This window comes from Streptomyces sp. NPDC033221 (genome assembly GCF_055577005.1).
Window position 1 is genome coordinate 82,863 of record NZ_JBVIQN010000028.1, and the last position, 19,410, is coordinate 102,272.

General features: G+C 72.8%; 15 protein-coding genes. 10 read left to right on the forward strand and 5 right to left on the reverse strand.

The window, feature by feature from the left end:
• Positions 1–2: 2 nt before the first annotated feature.
• The 6 genes from ACZ53K_RS30255 (at position 3) to ACZ53K_RS30280 (ending at position 8,355) form a co-directional block, all read left to right on the forward strand.
• Positions 3–1,112, forward strand: a complete 1,110-nt coding sequence (locus tag ACZ53K_RS30255) for a protein kinase family protein (protein ID WP_468842658.1) — start codon at positions 3–5, stop codon at positions 1,110–1,112.
• A complete protein-coding gene (locus tag ACZ53K_RS30260) occupies positions 1,109–2,194 on the forward strand; it encodes a TRAFAC clade GTPase domain-containing protein (RefSeq protein ID WP_468842661.1) in 1,086 nt (361 codons plus the stop codon). The genes ACZ53K_RS30255 and ACZ53K_RS30260 overlap by 4 nt, the downstream gene beginning before the upstream one ends.
• A complete protein-coding gene (locus tag ACZ53K_RS30265; protein ID WP_468842664.1) occupies positions 2,191–4,173 on the forward strand; it encodes a DUF2254 domain-containing protein in 1,983 nt (660 codons plus the stop codon). Before ACZ53K_RS30260 ends, ACZ53K_RS30265 begins: the two co-directional genes overlap by 4 nt.
• Before the next feature lie 99 nt (positions 4,174–4,272).
• Positions 4,273–5,496, forward strand: a complete 1,224-nt coding sequence (locus tag ACZ53K_RS30270) for an arginine deiminase (RefSeq protein WP_468842667.1) — start codon at positions 4,273–4,275, stop codon at positions 5,494–5,496.
• 142 nt (positions 5,497–5,638) lie between these two features.
• The gene (gene argF / locus ACZ53K_RS30275; protein WP_468842669.1) at positions 5,639–6,640 is read left to right on the forward strand and encodes an ornithine carbamoyltransferase; all 1,002 of its coding nucleotides are present in this window, start codon (positions 5,639–5,641) and stop codon (positions 6,638–6,640) included.
• A 239-nt stretch (positions 6,641–6,879) separates the two neighbouring features.
• Positions 6,880–8,355, forward strand: coding sequence for an amino acid permease (locus ACZ53K_RS30280; protein ID WP_468842671.1), 1,476 nt, complete (start codon positions 6,880–6,882; stop codon positions 8,353–8,355).
• On the opposite strand, the gene rox is transcribed toward ACZ53K_RS30280, so the two are convergent.
• Entirely contained in the window at positions 8,348–9,775 is a 1,428-nt protein-coding gene (gene rox, locus ACZ53K_RS30285; RefSeq protein WP_468842751.1) for a rifampin monooxygenase, read from the reverse strand. The two genes, ACZ53K_RS30280 and rox, sit on opposite strands and share 8 nt — an antisense overlap.
• A gap of 389 nt (positions 9,776–10,164) precedes the next feature.
• Between rox and ACZ53K_RS30290 the strand changes: the two genes are divergently transcribed.
• A complete protein-coding gene (locus ACZ53K_RS30290; protein ID WP_468842674.1) occupies positions 10,165–10,992 on the forward strand; it encodes an enoyl-CoA hydratase family protein in 828 nt (275 codons plus the stop codon).
• Positions 10,993–10,994: 2 nt separating this feature from the next.
• Positions 10,995–13,301, forward strand: coding sequence for a bifunctional salicylyl-CoA 5-hydroxylase/oxidoreductase (locus tag ACZ53K_RS30295; RefSeq protein WP_468842676.1), 2,307 nt, complete (start codon positions 10,995–10,997; stop codon positions 13,299–13,301).
• Positions 13,302–13,338: 37 nt separating this feature from the next.
• Here the strand turns inward: ACZ53K_RS30295 and ACZ53K_RS30300 are convergent, their stop codons facing one another.
• Both ACZ53K_RS30300 and ACZ53K_RS30305 read right to left on the reverse strand, forming a co-directional pair.
• A complete protein-coding gene (locus ACZ53K_RS30300; protein ID WP_468842679.1) occupies positions 13,339–14,325 on the reverse strand; it encodes a ScbA/BarX family gamma-butyrolactone biosynthesis protein in 987 nt (328 codons plus the stop codon).
• A gap of 197 nt (positions 14,326–14,522) precedes the next feature.
• Positions 14,523–15,140: a ScbR family autoregulator-binding transcription factor gene (locus ACZ53K_RS30305; RefSeq protein WP_468842680.1), complete on the reverse strand. Its 618-nt coding sequence runs from the start codon at positions 15,138–15,140 to the stop codon at positions 14,523–14,525.
• 179 nt (positions 15,141–15,319) lie between these two features.
• Here ACZ53K_RS30305 and ACZ53K_RS30310 point away from each other — a divergent pair, with 179 nt between their 5' ends.
• Positions 15,320–16,384 carry an MDR family NADP-dependent oxidoreductase gene (locus ACZ53K_RS30310; RefSeq protein ID WP_468842681.1) on the forward strand — a complete coding sequence of 355 codons (1,065 nt, stop codon included), beginning with the start codon at positions 15,320–15,322 and terminating at the stop codon, positions 16,382–16,384.
• Between the two features lie 122 nt (positions 16,385–16,506).
• On the opposite strand, the gene ACZ53K_RS30315 is transcribed toward ACZ53K_RS30310, so the two are convergent.
• Positions 16,507–17,211: a TetR family transcriptional regulator gene (locus ACZ53K_RS30315; RefSeq protein ID WP_468842684.1), complete on the reverse strand. Its 705-nt coding sequence runs from the start codon at positions 17,209–17,211 to the stop codon at positions 16,507–16,509.
• A gap of 467 nt (positions 17,212–17,678) precedes the next feature.
• Here ACZ53K_RS30315 and ACZ53K_RS30320 point away from each other — a divergent pair, with 467 nt between their 5' ends.
• Positions 17,679–18,443 (forward strand): HAD family hydrolase, encoded by a 765-nt coding sequence (locus ACZ53K_RS30320; RefSeq protein ID WP_468842686.1) that lies wholly within the window; start codon positions 17,679–17,681, stop codon positions 18,441–18,443.
• Between the two features lie 15 nt (positions 18,444–18,458).
• Here the strand turns inward: ACZ53K_RS30320 and ACZ53K_RS30325 are convergent, their stop codons facing one another.
• Complete coding sequence (locus tag ACZ53K_RS30325; protein ID WP_468842689.1) at positions 18,459–19,331, reverse strand: PaaX family transcriptional regulator; 873 nt, start codon at positions 19,329–19,331, stop codon at positions 18,459–18,461.
• Between the last annotated feature and the right edge of the window lie 79 nt (positions 19,332–19,410).

Sequence of the window (19,410 nt, forward strand, 5' to 3'; positions counted from 1 at the left end):
TCATGGACGAGTGGGCGGACCGGCAGAACACGCTGCGGACACCTGACCGCACCCCGGACGACGGTGCCGCGCCCGGGGACGCGCCGCCCGGGGCCGCCGGCGCGCGCAACGGGGGCCGCCCGGCGCGCGACCGTGCCGAGCTGGCCTTCTTCACGGACGAGGGCACACCGGCCCGGCTGCTGGCGGCGTACTGGGGCGAGCTGCCCCCGGGCCAGCAGCGGCACGCGCTGCGCGCCAGGCCGCTGACGCTGGGCGAGGACTGGCGGGTGATGCAGTACCGCCTCGCGCACACCGCGCGCGGCGACCACCGGGCCAGGGACCGGCTGGAGGCGGAGGTGGGCGTCGGCCTCGCCGTGCGCCGGGCGTTCGGCGACGCCCCGTACCACCAGCTGTTCGCCCGGTTCGGCGGCTACCACCTGGACGTACGGGAGCCGTTCGTCTTCTACGAGCCCGCGCGCGGGCGCCCGCTGGCGGCGCTCGCGGGCCGGGCCACGGTCAAGGAACAGGAGCGTATCCGCAGTGAACTGGTGCTGGCCGTACGGCTGTTGGAGGCGGTCGGCGTGGTGCACCGCGGGCTGACCCCGGACAGTGTGCGGTGGGACGGCCGGCACGTGCGGCTGCCCGAGCCCTGTCTGGCCACCCGCACGGGGCACCCGCGCGAGGCGCTGGGTGAGGCGCCCTGGGCCTCCCCGGAGCAGCGCGCCGGGCACGGCACCGCGGACCCGCGCGACGACCTGTGGAGCGTGGCCCAGGTGATGTACCACCTGGTCACCGGCCGCGAAGGGGAGCCGGACGGGCCGCCGCGCGACCTGGCGCGGCTGCCCGCGCTCGGCGTGCTGTCCACCGCCTACGCCCCCAGGGCGGCGGACCGCGGCCACCCCGTCGAGGTGCTGCGGATGCTCAACCGGCAGGACCCGCTCCAAGGGCGCCCCCTTCCGGCCGACCCCCTGGAGCCGGGGCGCCGCGCCTTCGACGAGGAACTGGCGCGCAAGAGAACGGAGCTGGGGCTGGACGGCGACCCGGCGGCGGACCCCGGGTCCGGCCGGGTGCCGGGCCGCGGGCTGCGTTCCCTGTTCAGTGCCGGCCGCACGGGCACGGGAGGCCGCCGGTGAGCACGTACCCGATGCCGCCCGGCCCCCGGCCGGTGGTGTGCCCGTACTGCCTCGACCCGATCTCCTTCGACGAGGACCGGCTGTACGTACGCGACGAGACCAGCACCTTCGTCCGGCTCGACCTCACGGGCGAGCACAATCCGCTGCGCCGCCAGGACGCCCTGCGCGAGGCGTTCCAGGTGTGCGGCAACACGGCGGGGATGCCCGAGCACTACCTGCCCGCGCCCTACCTCACCAACGGTGAACCGCTGACGGTGGCGATGGTCGGCAGTTCCCGCGCCGGCAAGACCCATCTGCTCGCCTCGATGATCGGCGAGGTGGAGCGGGGGGCGCTGGACGTCCACGGCCTCAAGGCCACCCCGCTGCACACCGATTCGCACCGTTCCTACCTCAACGACCGGGTGCTGAAGCTGCGGGCCGGCGAGATGCTGGCGCACACCGAGCAGACGGAGTTCGCCGAGTTCGCCGACGGTCTGCTCGTCAGCCGGGGCGGCACGACCCGGCCGGTGGTCTTCTTCGACCTGTCGGGCGAGGACCTGGAACGCACCGGCCGGGTGACCCGGTTCCTCGCCGCCGTCAGCGCGTTCATCTTCGTCGTCGACCCGCTGCGCGCGCTGCCGCTGCCCTACCTGGACGCCGTACGCGAACGCACCAAGCAGCGCACCGACGACCTCGGCGACCGCTCGTTCGGCACGGTGCTGGACCGGGTGCCGCGCGACGGGCCGTACGTGGACGCGGCCGCCGCGGTCGTCGTCGGCAAGAGCGACCTGATCCGGTTCGAGCCGGCCGTGGCGCGCTGGCTGACCGCCCCCGAGAGCGCCCGGCCGACGGCCCGGGCCCTGCGCGAGGAGAGCCGCGACGTGTACGCCTTCCTGCGGCACCACGGCGGGCCCGCCTGGCTCAAACCGTTCAGCGACTGCGCGCGGTGCACCCTGCACTTCGCGTCGGCCACCGGCGGCCAGGAGGACGCGGGCGGCTTTCCCCAGGGCGTACGGCCGAGGCGGGTGCTCTCCCCGCTGCTGTCGGTCTTCGCGATGTGCGGGCTCCTGCCGGGAGCCGATCCCCAGGAGGTGGGACTGTGAGCGGGACCGACGCGCCGGTGCACCAGATCGTCTTCCGCTGGGACGCGGACCACGCCGTCGGCGGCGCGGGCGTGGGCCCGGTCGCCTGGTCGGGCAACCGGGAGGGGCTGGAGCCCATCTACCGCAAGGTCGCCTCGCTGCTGAGCGTGCCCGGCGAGGCGCGCGAGAGCCTGGTCCGGGTGGAGCTGCGGGGCGAGCGCGGGCACGGAAGCTCGGTCCTGCTGATCCGCCGCATCCCCGACCAGGACCGCGGCGGCCGCCCCAGCACCTGCTCGCACGCCCTGCTGGGCAGCGCGTCCGTGCTGACCCCCGCCCGGTGCCTGGGCCTGCACACCTGGCGCTGGGAGGGCAGCGGCATCAACCTGCGGGAGGCCGAGGGCCGGACCCTGGACTGCGTACCGGCCCAGACGCTGCGGGACGCCGCCGACGGCGCGGCACCGGTGCTCACCGAGCGGACCGGGCGGTTCGCCGGCGAGCTGGCCGCAGTGCTCGCCGAGCGGCTGCGCGCACCGCGGCAGCGGCTCTCGGTCCTCGACCACACGGGTGGTGACGGGCCGGTGCACGTCCTGTGGGGGCTGTGCAACCTGGCCGGCCGGGCGCTGCCCGGCTGGTCCTTCGCCACCCACGACACCCGGGACGGCTGGCCGTTCCGGTACGTCTTCGTCCCGAGCTGGCCCAAGTCGGCCACCCGGGACCAGCAGCTGACCCGCCTCGACCCGGCCCGCCCGGGGCGTGCCGCGCCCGGTGGTGACGGCCGGGGCGACGGTGTGCCGGACCACGACGACCAGGCCGGGGAGGCCGCCGCGCTGCTGGCCGAGCACTACCTGGACACCCGCCACGACCCCGAGGCGCTGCAGGAGACGCGCCGCGCGCTGGCCGAGCGGCACATCTTCGAGGAGGAACGCCTCGACGAGCGCGTGCGCCTGGTGCACGAGGCACTGAAGTGGCTCAGCCACGCCGGGGGACATCGGCGTACCCGTACGGACCGGGCGGCCGATCCCCGCGAAGCGCCGCGTGAGCCGTCGTACGAGCGGGCCCGGGAGGCGCGGTACGACAGTCCGGTGTACGACAGTGAGGCGCACGACAACCCGGCGCGCGGCGTAGCGGTGCACGACAGCCCGGTGCACGACAACCCCGTGTTCGACAACATGCGGCAGGACCAGGAGCAGCCTGCCAGGAGTTCGCCGGGCACCGCCGGCCGTGGCCGGGACTCCGCGCCGCCCGCCTCGCAGGCCGTCCGGGCCGGCACCGGCTTCGTCCGTGGTGTGGACGCCAGGCAACTGGGCGAAGCGCTGCGCCGCAGCGACGGCGCCGCCGATGACTACCTGCACGACAGCGCGGACGCCGTGCTCCTGGAAGTGCTCGAAGACGGCCTCCCCGCGGCCCAGGCCGACCGGGTGGCCCGCGTCCTCGTCCACCGCGCCCCCGACCGCCCTCTGTCCGAAGCCCGGGCGCTCTGCGAACGGCTCCTCATGGCCCATCTGTTCCTCGGTCTGGACGGCCGGGACCACGGCGAGGACCCGGTCACCGGGCCGGACGGCCGGATGCGGGTGAAGACCGCCGTGCGCCTGTACGACGACCTGGTACGCCCGTACTGCGAACAGGGCAGTGTCCCCGGCCTGTTGCGGCAGGCCCTGCCCGGCCTGTGGTGCGGGCACGCCGGGCGGGGCCGCGCGGTGCTGTCGCAGCTGCTTGAGGACGGCCGCCCCACCGGCTTCGGTGACGCCGGGTGGAAGGCGCTGTTCGGCGCCGCGGTCCGGCCGCCGGCGGCGGAGGAGCCGCGCGGACACCGGATCGCCGGCCGGGGAGGCGGACGCACGTCCTGGCTCGGGGGCCGGCGCTCCCGTGACGGCCGCCCGCCGGACAGCCGGCCGGACCGCGGCGGGGAACCGGCCGGCCGGGTCTGGGTCGGCGCGCTCATCGTGGTGATAGCCGTCGCCGTGATCCTGATTACCGTCCTCGCCCTGGCGGGCTCGTAGCGAAGGCCGCCCCCCGGACGCCGCGCGGAAGCGGAAACGCCGTGTCGCGGCCGGTCCGTGGTCCTCCGCCGTGGGCTTCGAGCGGCGAAGATGGGGGGCATGGGATTCCATGTCGACTCCGAGGCCGGGCGGCTGCGCCGCGTCATCCTGCACCGCCCCGATCTGGAGCTGAAGCGACTCACCCCGACCAACAAGGACGCCCTGCTCTTCGACGACGTGCTGTGGGTGCGCCGGGCGCGCGCCGAGCACGACGCCTTCGCGGACATCCTCCGGGACCGGGGCGTCGAGGTGCACCTGTTCGGGGACCTGCTGACCGAGACCCTCCAGGTCCCCGAGGCCCGGACGCTCGTACTGGATCGGGTCTTCCACGAGAAGGAGTACGGCCCGCTGGCCACCGACCACCTGCGGGCCGTCTTCGACTCGATGGCCGTCCCGGAGCTGGTGGAGGCGCTGGTCGGCGGGATGACCAAGCGGGAGTACCTGGCGGCGCACCCGGAGCCGACCTCGGTCCGCTTCCATGTGATGGACCTCGACGACTTCGTGCTGCGCCCGCTGCCCAACCACCTGTTCACCCGCGACACCTCGGCGTGGGTCTACGACGGGGTGTCGATCAACGCCATGCGCTGGCCGGCCCGGCAGCGTGAGACGGTGCACTACGAGGCGATCTACCGGCACCACAAGCTGTTCCGGGGCGGCGGCTTCAACGTCTGGTCGGAGGGGCAGGCGGCCTACCCCTCGACCATCGAGGGCGGCGACGTGCTGGTGCTCGGCAACGGCGCGGTACTGATCGGGATGAGCGAGCGGACCACGCCGCAGGCCGTGGAGATGCTGGCGCGCGGTCTGTTCGCGGCCGGGTCGGCGCGGACCATCGTGGCGCTGGACATGCCCAAGCGGCGGGCCTTCATGCACCTGGACACGGTGATGACGATGGTGGACGGCGGAACGTTCACGCAGTACGCGGGGCTGGGCATGCTGCGCTCGTACACGATCGAGCCGGGCGCCGGCGACCAGGAGCTGAAGGTCACCGACCACCCGCCGGAGCACATGCACCGCGCCATGGCGGCGGCGCTGGGCCTGGACGACATCCGGGTGCTGACGGCGACGCAGGACGTGCACGCGGCCGAGCGCGAGCAGTGGGACGACGGGTGCAACGTGCTGGCCGTCGAGCCGGGCGTGGTGGTGGCGTACGAGCGCAACGTCACCACCAACACCTTCCTGCGCAAGCGCGGCGTCGAGGTCATTACCATTCCGGGCAGCGAGCTGGGGCGCGGCCGGGGCGGCCCGCGCTGCATGAGCTGCCCGGTCGAACGCGACCCGGTGTAGGGGAGGAGCCCCGGCGGCAGGGGAATGTAGGGGAAGGGGCGGGCGTCGTGCGAGGCCGTGGCTGGCGACCTACCCGTATAGAGATACGGACTCTCGTATACACTTCCAATCGTTCCGTCTGCCGCGACCTAGGAGCCCACCCATGGCGATCGACCTCAAGGGCCGCCACTTCCTCAAGGAGCTGGACTTCGGCGCCGAGGAGTTCCACGACCTCGTCGACCTGGCCGCCGAGCTGAAGGCCGCCAAGCGCGCCGGCCAGGAGGTCGCGCGCCTGCGGGGCCGCAACATCGCCCTGATCTTCGAGAAGACCTCCACCCGCACCCGCTGCGCCTTCGAGGTCGCCGCGGCGGACCAGGGCGCCTCGACCACCTACCTCGACCCGGCCGGATCGCAGATCGGGCACAAGGAGTCGGTGAAGGACACCGCCCGGGTCCTCGGCCGGATGTACGACGGCATCGAGTACCGGGGCAGCTCCCAGACCATCGTCGAGGAGCTGGCCGCGTACGCCGGTGTCCCGGTCTTCAACGGGCTGACCGACGAGTGGCACCCGACCCAGATGCTCGCCGACGTGCTGACGATCAAGGAGCACGCGCCCGGCCGGCCGCTGACGGGGATCACCCTCGCCTACCTCGGCGACGCCCGCTACAACATGGGCAACTCCTACCTGATCACCGGCGCGCTGCTCGGCATGGACGTACGCATCGTCGCGCCCCAGGGCCTCTGGCCGGACGAGGAGGTCGTCACCCGGGCCAAGGAACTGGCCGCGCACAGCGGCGCCCGCGTCACGCTCACCGCCGACGTGGCCGAGGGGGTGCGCGGCGCGGACTTCGTCGCGACCGACGTATGGGTCTCGATGGGGGAGCCCAAGGAGGTCTGGGACGAGCGGATCGCGCTGCTCGGCGGCTACGCCGTCACGATGGACGTGCTGCGCGCCACCGGCAACCCGGACGTGAAGTTCCTGCACTGCCTGCCCGCCTTCCACGACCTGGGCACCGCCGTCGGGCAGGACATCTTCGAGCGGCACGGTCTGACCTCCCTGGAGGTCACCGACGAGGTCTTCGAGTCCGCGCACTCCGTCGTCTTCGACGAGGCGGAGAACCGGTTGCACACCATCAAGGCGGTGCTGGTCGCCACCCTGGCCTGAGGTCGTCCCCGCACCCGTACCCGTCTCCGTCTCCGTACCCGCGCGGCCCGGTGCCGCGCGGTGCCGTACGCCCGGATTGCATGGCTATACGACCCCATGAGCGATCATGCAGGCGTAAGGGCTACCATCGACACCGAACCGATGCACGGGTCCGGGCCCACCGGCCTCGGCCCCGCTCCGCGCGCGGCCCACCCCGCCGCGCGCCGCACCACGCACCACCAGAGATGAGAACCACCCCCATGCCTCCGTCAGGTCCGTCCGGACTGCGCATCAAGTCCCCCGACGTCCTCGTCGCCGAATCCGGCGCGGATCTCGAAGGCCACGGCCTCAAGCGCACCATGGGGCTCTTCCAGCTCGTGTGCTTCGGCATCGGCGCCATCGTCGGCACCGGCATCTTCGTCGGCCTGTCCGACACCGTCGCGCAGTCCGGCCCCGCCGTCCTCGTCTCCTTCGTGCTCGCCGCCGTCACCTGCGTCTTCACCGCCTTCTCCTTCGCGGAGCTGGGCGGCGCGATCCCGGTGTCCGGCAGCTCCTACTCCTACGCGTACGCCACGCTCGGCGAGCGCACCGCCTTCCTCGTCGGCTGGTGCCTGCTGCTGGAGTACGGCGTCTCGGTCTCGGCGGTCGCGGTCGGCTGGGGGCAGTACCTGAACGAGCTGCTCAACAGCCTCGTCGGGTGGCAGCTGCCCGCCGCCCTGTCCAGCCCGCCCGGCGACGGCGGCATCGTCAACGTCCCGGCCGTCGTGGTGATGCTGCTGGCGGCGGTGCTGCTGGTGCGCGGCATCCGGGAGAGCGCCCGCGCGACCGCCGCGATGGCCGTGCTGAAGCTGGCGGTCCTGGTCCTGTTCTGCGCCATCGCCTTCACCGCCTTCCAGGACGGCAACCTCACGCCGTTCGCACCGGAAGGCATCGCCGGCATCACCTCCGGCGCATCGGTCGCCTTCTTCTCCTACATCGGCTTCGACGCGATCACCACGGCGGGCGAAGAGGTGAAGAACCCGCGCCGGAACATCCCCACCGCGATCATGATCTGCATCGGCCTGGTCACCGTCCTGTACTGCGTGGTCGCGCTCTCCGCCATCGGCGCGCTCTCCGCCGACGAGGTGGGCGACAAGCCCGCCGCGCTCTCGCTCGTCGTCAACCAGGTCACCCACTCCGCCGTCGGCGGCGGCGTCATCGCCTTCGGCGCGGTCGTCGCCATCGCCTCCGTCGTCCTGGCCGTCATGTACGGGCAGACCCGCATCCTGATGTCGATGTCCCGCGACGGGCTCGTCCCCCGGGTCTTCGAGCGGATCTCGCCGAAGACCTCCACCCCGGTGGCGGGCACCTGGATCGTCGCCGTGGTCTTCGCCGTCCCGGCCGCCGTGGTCCCGCTGGACGTCGTCATGAACCTCACGACCATCGGCACGCTGGCCGTGATGGCAGTGGTCAACGTCAGCGTCATGGTGCTCCGCCGCACCCGCCCCGGCCTGCAGCGCCGCTTCCGGGTGCCGCTCTTCCCGGTCAGCCCGCTGCTCGGCATCGCCTTCTGCGGCTACCTGATCTACGGGACCGGCCCGGCGACCTGGCTGCAGTTCGCCGCGTTCCTGGCGGCCGGCGCGCTCGTCTACGCGCTGTACGGGCGGCGGAACTCGCGGCTGGGCCGGAGCGGTACGGAAGCGGCGGGCGACGGCCGGGACCCGGCCGCCGCGAACCGCCCCGGCACGCTCAGCTGACGGCGGCGCCGAACCACCGCGGCAGATGGGCCAGCAGCTCCTGCTGGTCCTCACCGGCCCACGCGACATGGCCGTCCGGCCGCAGCAGCACAGCGGGTACGTCCAGCTCCTCGCTGACGTCGACGACGTGGTCGACCCGGCCCTCCCAGCCCGGCACCGAGAGCCGGCCGGTCTGGTCGAGCAGCAGCCCGCGGCCGTCGTGCATCAGCTCGTAGAGGCGGCCCCGCTTCAGCTGTACGTCCCGCAGCCGCCGGCCGAGCAGCGCGTGGCCCGCGCCGAAGTCGTACCGGACCGCGACCGCAGTGATCTTCTCGATCAGGTACCGGTTCACCTCCTCGAAGTCCATCAGCTCCGCCACCAGCCGGCGCACCGACTGGGGACCCGGCTCGGTGGACATCAGCAGCATCTGCGCGCGGGTGTTGTCCAGCACGTCGGTGGCCACCGGATGCCGCTCGGCCTCGTAGCTGTCCAGCAGCCCCTCCGGCGCCCAGCCGTTGACCGCGGCGGCCAGCTTCCAGCCCAGGTTGAACGCGTCCTGCACGCCGAGGTTGAGCCCCTGCCCGCCGGTCGGCGGGTGGATGTGCGCCGCGTCGCCGGCCAGCAGCACCCGGCCGGCCCGGTAGCGCTCGGCCTGCCGGGTGGCGTCGCCGAACCGGGACAGCCAGCGCGGCTCGTGCACGCCGAAGTCGGTGCCCGCGACGGCCCGCAGCTGCCGCTTGAACTCCTTGAAGGACGGCGGCACCGAGCGGTCCTCGGTCACCCCTTCGGCGGGTACGACGACGCGGTACCACCCGTCACCGAGGGGCCCGGCGCCGAACCGGAGCTGGGTCTTGCGGACTTCGGCCATCACCTCGCCCAGCGTCTCCGGCGACGCGGTCAGCCGCATCTCGCCCAGCAGCGTCTCCACCCTGGTGGGCTCGCCGGGGAAGCCGATGCCCAGCAGCTTGCGCACCGTGCTGCGGCCGCCGTCGCAGCCGACGAGGTAGCGCGAGCGCAGCTGCGTACGGTCCGCCAGCTCGACGGTCACCCCGTCCTCGTCCTGGCTCAGCCCGGCCAGTTCGCGGCCGCGCCGGATCTCGACGCCCAGCTCGGTGGCGCGGTCGGTCAGCAGGCGCTCGGTGACGGTCTGCGGGATGCCGAGGACGTACCCGTGGGCGGTGTCCATCCGGTCGGGCCACGCCTTGCTGATGCCCGCGAAGAAACCACCGACCTCGTACCGCGTGCCGAGGGTGAGGAAGCGGTCCAGCAGGCCGCGCTGGGCCATCACCTCAAGGCTGCGTACGTGCAGGCCGAGTGCGCGGACGACCTTGGTGGGCTCCGGTTCCCGCTCCAGAACGACCACGCGTACCCCGGCCAGCCGCAGCTCGCAGGCGAGCATCAGCCCGGTCGGCCCGCCACCGGCAACGATCACGTCGATCAACACAACCACCATTTCCGCAGAATTTCTGCCTTAGGCCGGTGATTGTGCGCCACGATGGGGGCCTTGCGGCAAGGCCCCCGGTGCGCTATATGTTAGTAGTGGCAAGGAGTGGGTTGTCCTCCTGCCTTTTCTTTTTGTCCGCGGTGGCCGGACGATCTCCTCACGCATCCTTGCGCAGCGGCGTACGCGCGCGAAGCCGCCGTACCGCCGGGTCACCGCCACCGTCCCCGCGCTCCCTCGTGTCCGGTGCCGTCGACGGGCCGTCGAAACCTCTGGACCAGCACCGGCCGGATATCGCGCACTCGTGACGACAGTCACGCAACGGTGATAACTTCGAACCGCGATTGCGTGTCTGCACCAGCCGTCCGGCTGAAGGGGGCAGTTGCCCGATGAGCCCGTTCACAGGTTCCGCCCGTACCACCGACGCATGGCAGCACATCCGCGTGACCAGGGAAGACGGCATCGTCACCGTCACCCTCGCGCGCCCGGACAGACTCAACGCGCTGACCTTCGAGGCGTACGCCGATCTGCGGGACCTGCTCGCCGAGCTGTCCAGAGAGCGGTCGGCACGCGCCCTCGTCCTCGGCGGCGAAGGCCGCGGATTCTGCTCCGGCGGCGACGTCGAGGAGATCATCGGCGCCACGCTCGCCATGGACACCGCACAACTGCTGGACTTCAACCGGATGACCGGCCAGGTCGTACGGGCCGTGCGGGAGTGCCCGTTCCCCGTGATCGCCGCGGTGCACGGCGTCGCCGCGGGCGCCGGCGCCGTGCTCGCCCTGGCCGCCGACTTCCGCGTCGCCGACCCCTCCGCCCGCTTCGCCTTCCTCTTCACCAAGGTCGGCCTCTCCGGCGGCGACATGGGCGCCGCCTACCTGCTGCCGCGCGTGGTCGGCCTCGGCCACGCGACCCGGCTGCTGATGCTCGGCGAACCGGTACGCGCCACCGAGGCCGAACGCATCGGCCTGCTCAGCGAACTGGCCGAGGAAGGCCGTGCGGACACCGCGGCCCGGGTCCTCGCCCGGCGGCTCGCCGAAGGGCCCGCACTCGCCCACGCCCAGACCAAGGCACTGCTCACCGCCGAACTGGACATGCCGCTGGGCGCCGCCGTCGAGATGGACGCCGCCACCCAGGCGCTGCTGATGAACAGCGCCGACTACGCCGAGTTCCACGCCGCCTTCACCGAGAAGCGGCCCCCGAAGTGGCAGGGGAAATAAGGGTGGGCGCCCGCAAGGTGGCCGTCATCGGGGGCGGCCCGGGCGGCCTGTACGCCGCTGCCCTCCTCAAGCGCCTGGACCCGGACCGTGACATCACCGTCTGGGAGCGCAACGCCCCCGACGACACCTTCGGCTTCGGCGTCGTGCTGTCCGACGAGACCCTGGGCGGCATCGAGCACGCCGACCCGCAGGTGTACCGCGCGCTCCAGCGCGAGTTCGTGCGCTGGGACGACATCGACATCGTGCACCGCGGGCACACCCTGACCTCCGGCGGGCACGGCTTCGCCGCCCTCGGCCGCCGTACGCTGCTGCGCATCCTGCACGAGCGCTGCCGCTCCCTCGGCGTACGGCTGAACTTCCGTACCCCGGCCCCGCCCGCCGCCGAACTCGCCGCCACACACGACCTGGTGATCGCGGCGGACGGCGTGCACAGCCTCACCCGCGCCGCACACGCCGAGGCCTTCGGCCCGCGCGTCACCACCCACCGCTGCCGCTACATCTGGCTCGCCGCCGACTTCGCCTTCGACGCGTTCCGCTTCGAGAACGCCGAGACCGAGCACGGCGTCGTCCAGCTGCACGGCTACCCGTACGCCCGCCCCGAGCCCGGCGCGGCGGACCCGGACGGTGCCGGCACGGTCATCGTCGAGATGCGCGAGGAGGTCTGGCGCCGGGCCGGTCTGGACCGGTGCGACGAGCGGGAGTCCGCCGAGTGGTGCGCCAAGGTCTTCGCCGACGCGCTGAGCGGCCGCCCGCTGCGCTCCAACAACTCCGCCTGGATCGCGTTCCGCACCGTCGTCAACGACCGCTGGTCGCACGGCAATACGGTCCTGCTCGGCGACGCCGCGCACACCGCCCACTTCTCCATCGGCTCCGGCACCAAACTGGCCGTCGAGGACGCCCTCGCGCTGGCCGCCTGCCTGGAGGAACACCCCGAGCTGCCCGACGCGCTGGCCGCGTACGAAGCCGAACGGCAGCCGGTCGTCGCCTCCACCCAGCGGGCCGCCCGCGCCAGCCTCGCCTGGTTCGAGGAACTGGCGGAGTACGTCGGCCAGCCGCCCCGTCGGTTCGCCTTCAACCTGCTCACCCGCAGCCGCCGCGTCACCCACGACAACCTGCGGCTGCGCGACCCCGGCTTCGTCGCGGCGGTCGAGGAGGAGGCCGGCGTCCCGGACGGCACGCCGCCCATGTTCACCCCCTTCCGACTGGGCGGCCTGACCCTGCGCAACCGCGTCGTGGTCTCCCCGATGGACATGTACAGCGCCGACGGCGACGGCACGCCGGGCGACTTCCACCTTGTCCACCTCGGCGCCCGCGCGCTGGGCGGCGCCGGACTGGTGATGACCGAAATGGTCTGCGTCAGCCCCGAGGGCCGCATCACCCCCGGCTGCACCGGCCTGTACGCACCGGAGCACGAGACGGCCTGGCGCCGCGTCACCGACTTCGTGCACGCGCAGTCACCCGGTACCGCCATCGGCGTTCAACTCGGCCACTCCGGACGCAAGGGTTCCACCCGCCTCATGTGGGACGGCATCGACCAGCCGCTGCCCGACGGCAACTGGCCGCTCGTGGCGCCCTCCGCGCTGCCGTACCGCCCCGGCGTCAACCAGATACCGCACGCCTTGACCGAGCCCGAACTCTCCGCAATCCGCGAGCAGTTCGTGCGCTCGGCCCGCTCGGCCGCCCGGGCCGGTTTCGACCTCCTCGAACTGCACTGCGCCCACGGCTACCTGCTCTCCGGCTTCCTCTCCCCGCTCACCAACCGGCGCACCGACGCGTACGGCGGCGACCTCGTCGCCCGGCTGCGCTTCCCGCTGGAGGTCTTCGACGCGGTACGCGCCGTCTGGCCGGCCGACCGGCCCATGACGGTACGGATCTCCGCCACCGACTGGGCCGAGGGCGGTACCACCGCCGAGGACTCGGTGGAGATCGCCCGCACCTTCGCCGCGCACGGCGCCGCCGCCATCGACGTCTCGACCGGCCAGGTCGTGCCCGATGAACGCCCCGACTACGGACGCTCGTACCAGACCCCGTTCGCCGACCGCATCCGCAACCGCCTGGGCGTCCCGGTGATCGCGGTGGGCGCCGTCTCGTCCTGGGACGACGTCAACTCCCTGATTCTCGCGGGCCGTACCGACCTGTGCGCGCTGGCCCGGCCGCACCTGTACGACCCGCACTGGACCCTGCACGCGGCAGCCGAACAGGGCTACTCGGGCCCGGGCGCACCGTGGCCGCTGCCGTACCGCGCCGGCAGCCGCACCCCGCCCACCGGGCGGACGGACGCGCCCAAGCCACGGTTGAGGCTGGGCTGACGGCCGGGCCGTGACAGCACTGCGCCGGCGCGGCGGTTCAGCGGATGGACTGGCTCGCCGCCCGGGCGGTGAAGACGGACTGTCCGTTCTGCCGGATGTCGATGTCGAGGAGAAGACGGTCGCGCCCGTCGCGTCCGGCCGGGGTCGCCTCGACCCAGCACGGGGCGTCCAGTTCGCCGTAGCGGTGGAAGGAGCACGCCAAGTCGGCGGGCAGGGAGAAGCCGGGACCCGCGGCGGCATGCGCGGCCTGCCGGGCGGCCTCCACCATCAGCATGCCCGGGGTGTGGTCCACGGGGTGGTCGAAGAGCACCGGGTGCGCGGTGTTCACCCGTAGCTGCCAGCGGTTGGCGTGCCCGGTGGGGGAGAGGACCACGTCGCCGGTGCGGTCGCGCGCCACCAGGTGCGGGGCGACCGGCTCCGCCAGGGCCAGCTTGCGGGCGTTGGCCCGTTGCAGATCGCTGTATTCACCGCGCAGCCGGCGGTAGACCGCGGGGCTGTGGCAGGAGAAGTGCAGTTCGGCGGCGGCCAGTTCGGTGCCGTCGCACAGGACGCGGTACGACTGCCGCGCGCTGGCCAGCCGCCTGCCGCGGTACAGCAGGTCGTGGTCGGTGATGTGCAGGGTGATCTCGGCGGGCGAACCGGTGACGCGTAACGCCTCGGGGTCCAGGGAGTAGTGCAGGTCCTGCCAGATGATCGGGTGATCGAGGGGCACGCCGTGTGCCACGTGGCTCAGCAGAATGCTGGCCTGCCGCATCGTCTCCACCAGGAGCATCGGGTCGTGCAGGCCGACGACGGGGCTGTAGAAACTGTGCGCCCGCGGCCACTGGGCGCTCACCACCCAGGAGTCGGTCCCCGCGCGCCGCCAGTCGGTCAGGAACACCTCGGCCACGGCCGTGCGGTGTACGTACTGCCGGGGCACGGTCGTCGTCAGCGGCGGCAGGTCCGAGAGGCTGCTGTGCTCCCGCCCGGCGAGCGGACGGCGGTCTGCTGCGGTGGACGGCGCGGTGAGCGTGGCGCTGGCCATGCGGGTTCCCTCCCATGTGGCGGCTCACTTCGCTCGGACAACGTGAGCCTCGGTGGCGGACCGACGCGTGCCAAGATACAAACCGGATGGTTTGTTTTCTAGTGCTTCCACCGGCTTTCTTGTGGGGGCCGGGCGGAAACGGTGTGCCGGGAGGGGGTGTTCGGCGGGCCGGCCGCGCCGCGGGCGCGGCGGTGTGGTCAGGCCGCGGTCCGCACCGAGCGGCCGTGCGGGTCGAGATGGCTCATCGCGCCCGGCGAGGCCAGGCCGGGGAGGATGTGCTTCCACAGTGCCGTGACGCGTTCGGGCAGGTCGAGGCGGTTGGAGGCGGCGTGCGAGAAGAGCTGCACCCCCATGTAGGCGGAGACGAAGAACTCCGCCGCCCGCTCCGGCGCGATCGACGCCAGCAGTTCGCCGTTCTCCTTGGCGTCGGCGAACATCGTCGTGACGATGTCGATCCAGGCCTGGTACGGAACCAGCGGATCGTCGGTGAACGTGGTCTCGACGGCGATACGGGTGCCGGCCTGGAGCAGCGGGTCGTCCCGCAGCGCCACCGCCACCTGGTGGGTGAAGTCGATGGCGTCCTGCAGCCGGGATTCGGTGACCTGCGGAACGAAGGGCTCGGTCTGTTCGGCGATGACGGCGCGGGCGAGGGCGTCCTTGGAGGCGAAGTGGAAGTACAGGGCGCCCTTCGTCACGCCGGCCCGCTGGATGATCTCCGCCATCGTGGCCGCTTCGTACCCGCGGGTGCCGATGACCTGGGCCGCTGCTTCGAGGACGGCCCGTCGAGTGCGCACCGCGCGTTCCTGCTTGACCACCGATCGTCCTCCGTATGCTCTCAAGGGGGGTGCCGGGCCGGGGAGAACCCTGTGAGTCCGGTCCGTCAGTCTATTTTCGGCACCTGAAAAAAGCCAACCATGCGGTATTGAAACCCGCGTTGGACGGCGGCCTTCCGCCCGGACCTGCCCGAATTCACCGACCTCGAAGGAGCCTCGTCTTGGCCGCGCCGCACACCGCGCCGGAATCGTCCGCGCCTTCCGCGTCCTCCACGCCGGATATTCCCGCCACCCACCGGGAGGTACACCTCGCCGAACGCCTCCGCGGGCCCCTCGGACCGGAACACTTCTCGCTCGCCGAGGTGGCGGCACCCGCCGCCGGGCCGGGACGGCTGCTCGTACGCAACCGCGTCATGACCGTGACGGCGGCGATGTGCTCGATGATGACCGACGCCGAACTCCCGATGCCGTCCTTCGTGCCGGGGGAGGCGCTGTGGGGAATGGCCGTCGGCGAGGTCGTGCAGGCGTCCGGTGACGTGTTCGCGCCGGGGGACCTGGTACTGCATCCGTACGGCTGGCGGGAGTTCGCGGCAGTGGAGGAAGCGCAGGCCCAGCGCGTCGAGCCGGGGATACTGCCCGACCCCGCCGCGCACCTGTCGCAGGGGGCGACCGCGTGGGGAGCGCTGACCCGTGTCGCGGAGGCCGGGCCGGGTGACACCGTGTTCGTGACAGGTGCGGCGGGCGGCGTCGGCAGCGTGGCGGGGCTGCTCGCCAAGCGGCTGGGCGCGGCCCGCGTCATCGGCAGCACCGGGTCCGCGGACAAGATCCCGTACCTGCGGGAGGCGCTCGGTTACGACGAGGTGGTGCTTCGCGGGGCGGGCCCGGTCGAGGAGCAGCTGCGCCGTGCGGCGCCGGACGGTATCGACGTCCTGCTGGACCTCGTCGGCGGCGAGCAGCTGCGCGCGGCACTGGCCGTGGCCCGTACCGGTGCCCGGTTCGCGCTGGTGGGCGCGCTCTCCGGGCAGTTGGGCGGCGGCACGGGCATGGCGGCGCCGGTCGAGCTGGACTCCATGCTCCTGGTGACGCGCAGAGTCGCGATGCGAGGCTTCTCGCTGGTCGACCACCGTGATCTGGCCGAGGAGTGGACGGCGGAGTTCGGGCGGGGCCTGCGGGACGGGTCGCTGGTCTTCGCCCACAGTCGGCTCCAGGGCCTCGGCCAGGCGCCGCGCGCTCTGTGCGACCTGGTGCGAGGGCGTCATACGGGGACGGTGCTGGTCGAGGTGTGAGCGGGCGGCGGGCCTGAACGGGTGGGCGGCCGCCGGGCCGAGCAGGGGCCGAGCAGGGAGAGGGGCGCGCGTGGGGGGTGGCCCGGCGTAGGCATCGCGGCTCCGCACCGGCCGCGGTCCGGTCAGTGGGCCGGTTCCGGTACGGGTCCGGCCGCCGCGATCTCCTCCGCCGCCGTCACGGCCTCCCGCGCGCCGGCCGCTTCCTCCCGGCCCGCCGTCTCTGTCCCGTCCGGCCCGGTGGTCCCGCCGTCGGCCGCCGTGGCGGGCAGCAACTGCGCCCAGAGATCCGTGACGACGTCCTCGTCCCACCACGTCCGGTTCTCCTGGCCCAGGTGCAGCAGGCCGACGACGAGCGCGGTCAGCAGCCGGGCGGAGCGCCGGGGGTCGTCGCCGGGCGGCAGAGTCCCGGCCGCCAGGTCGGCCGTGGTCTTCTCCAGGAAGAGGGCGAACCAGCGCTGTTCCAGTTCGGGTTCGGCGATGCCCGGCGCGGTTTCGGGGCGCAGTTGCAGTCCGGCCCGTACGACGACATCGGCGTCCACCCGGCCGAGCAGCCGGACCGCGAAGTCCCGTACGGCGGCGGGGGCCGGCTGTGGCGTCCGGATCAGCTCGTCCTCCAGGGTCCGCAGCGCGCCGAGGGCCTCGTTCCGTACCGCGAAGGTGAGGTCTTCCTTGGAGGTGAAGTGGAAGTAGAGGGCTCCCTTGCTCAGTCGGGCGCGCCGGCTGATGTCGACCATGCCCGCCGCGGGCACGCCCTTCTCGGTGAAGGCCTCGGCGGCCGATCGGAGGAGAGCCTGGCGGCTTTGTATCGCTCGATGCTGCGTCGGCACAGTAGTCCGTCCTGTCACTAGTCCGGCTGTGAGCGCAGCGCATTCTACATACTAAACCAACCATGCGGTTCGAAAACTGACCTGTGTAGTGGCTGGTGTTACTGAAGTTAATTAGTGGTGTGTATGAGGTGGACGTGTTTGCTGTTTGTCTTACGCCCCCTCAGTTCCGGTTTCCCCGTGGCGACATGGACCGTTGGCTCGTGCCGGGTGGAGCGCCGCAGGGTGCATTGACAAACAGCGCAGACGGTTTTTAAATCTGGCGAAGGCGAGACAGGGGAGGGACCTCTCCCGGAAGTCGCCGCTCCGGCGCCGGCACGCCGTTTTCGGACACCGGTGTGCCACGGCGTGTCCGCCGCTTCCGGGCCGGACACCGCCGGCACGTCTTCCCGCGTCCGGCGCCGTCCGTGAGGACGGCGACCGGATCCACAGAAGCACAAGGCCCACAGGAAATCGGAAGGTGTCGAGCAATGCGTGATTCAGCGGGAGCCGTGCCACGTCCCGGGGGCGCCGCGCGGGCCGCGGCCGGCGAGACCATCAGGGCCGCCGTCTTCGATCTCGACGGAACCCTCGCCAACACCCTGCCGGCCATCAGCAGGCTGCTGGTCAAGGTCGCCTGCGAACAGGGGCGTTCGGTCACGCCCCGGCAGGCCGCCGCCGCGATCGGCAAGCCGCCCGGCCCGGCCTTCGGCAAGCTGCTCGGCATGCCGGAGGACCACGACGCGGTGGCGGCCGCCATCGGCCGCTACCGTGAACTGTTCGCGTACGAAGTGCTGCGCGAGGGGCCGAGATTACTCTTCCCCGGTGTGGCCGCCGGGCTGTCCGCACTGCGCGCCCACGGCATCGAGCTGGCCGTGGCGACCTCCAAGGGCACCCGCGGCGCCGAGGCCCTGCTCGACGTGCTGGGCATCCGCGACCTGCTGGGACCCGTCATCAGCCAGGACATGGTCCGGCGCGGCAAGCCGCACCCCGAGATGGTGCTGCGGGCCGCCGCCGACCTCGGGGTGGCGCCCTCCGAGAGCGCCTACGTCGGTGACACGGTCGGCGACATGCGGATGGCGGTCACGGCCCGCATGGAACCGGTCGCCGTCACCTACGGCGTGGGCAGCTTCGGCGAGTTGGCGGCGGTGGCCGGAACCCGTATGTGCGGTTCGTTCAAGGAGGTCGTCTCCACCATCGCCGCCGCCCGGCCGCGGCCGATGGCCGCCGCCGCGGCCCACCCGAGGAGACGCTGACCGCGCGCGCCGGTGTCAGGCGGTGGCCGCCGCCGGGCCCGCCCCGTCGACCGCGGCCCGCACGAACCGCGCGCCCGCCGCCCGCAGCCGGGCGTGCAGCCGGCCGAAGACGTCCGCCGCGTGGCCGCCCGGCCAGTCCTCGGGCAGGAGGGGAGAGGGCAGACCGGGATCCGCGTAGGGGAGGCGGCGCCAGGCGTCGAGAGCCAGAAGGTAGTCGCGGTACGCCGCCTCGGGGGGCACGGGCCGGCGGTTCGACCACTGGCGCAGGACCGGTTCATGGGTTTTCAGGAAGGCGCGGTGCCGGCCGGCGAGGGTCTCCAGATCCCACCAGCGCGCCACCGCGGCGGCGGTCGCCTCGAAACCTGCGTGCGCGCCCCTGAACAGGTCCACGTACGAGGAGAGTTGCAGCCGGTCGAGGGTGTGGCGGGTCTCGTCGTACAGGTGGGCGGGGGCGATCCACACCCCGGGCGCGGCCGTGCCGAAACCGAGGCGGGCCAGCCGGGAACGCAGCAGGTGCCGCTTGTGGCGCTCCTGCTCGGGCACCGAGAAGACGGCCAGGACCCAGCCGTCCGACGGGCGGGGGGCCGGCCGGCCGTAGATCCGCCGGTCACCGTCGTCCAGCAGCTGGTGCGCCGCGTCCGAGAGCCCGTACGCGGCGGCCCCCGACTCCGTACGGGCGGCGACGAGCAGACCGCGGCGCTTGAGGCGGGAGACCGCCGAGCGCACCGACGGCGGGTCGACGCCGACCACCCCGAGCAGCCTGATCAGCGCGGCGACCGGCACCGGGCCCGGCGTACCGCCCGGGCCGCCCTGCGGGCCACGCCCGTACGCACCGTAGAAGGTGACGATCAGGGAACCCGGCGTGCCATGCGCGTACTGGTCGCTCACGTGGTCGTTTCCCGCCTTGTCGTGCTCCGGTACGCGGCCCCTGGACGCAGGGGCGCGCGCGGGCGGCCGCCGGCCCGTG

Coding starts and splice junctions, on each gene's coding strand:
- ACZ53K_RS30255 (WP_468842658.1), top strand. CDS start 3: ATGGACGAGTGGGCGGACCGGCAGAACACGCTGCGGACACCTGACCGC.
- ACZ53K_RS30270 (WP_468842667.1), top strand. CDS start 4,273: ATGGGATTCCATGTCGACTCCGAGGCCGGGCGGCTGCGCCGCGTCATC.
- argF (WP_468842669.1), top strand. CDS start 5,639: ATGGCGATCGACCTCAAGGGCCGCCACTTCCTCAAGGAGCTGGACTTC.
- ACZ53K_RS30280 (WP_468842671.1), top strand. CDS start 6,880: ATGCCTCCGTCAGGTCCGTCCGGACTGCGCATCAAGTCCCCCGACGTC.
- ACZ53K_RS30290 (WP_468842674.1), top strand. CDS start 10,165: ATGAGCCCGTTCACAGGTTCCGCCCGTACCACCGACGCATGGCAGCAC.
- ACZ53K_RS30300 (WP_468842679.1), bottom strand. CDS start 14,325: ATGGCCAGCGCCACGCTCACCGCGCCGTCCACCGCAGCAGACCGCCGT.
- ACZ53K_RS30320 (WP_468842686.1), top strand. CDS start 17,679: ATGCGTGATTCAGCGGGAGCCGTGCCACGTCCCGGGGGCGCCGCGCGG.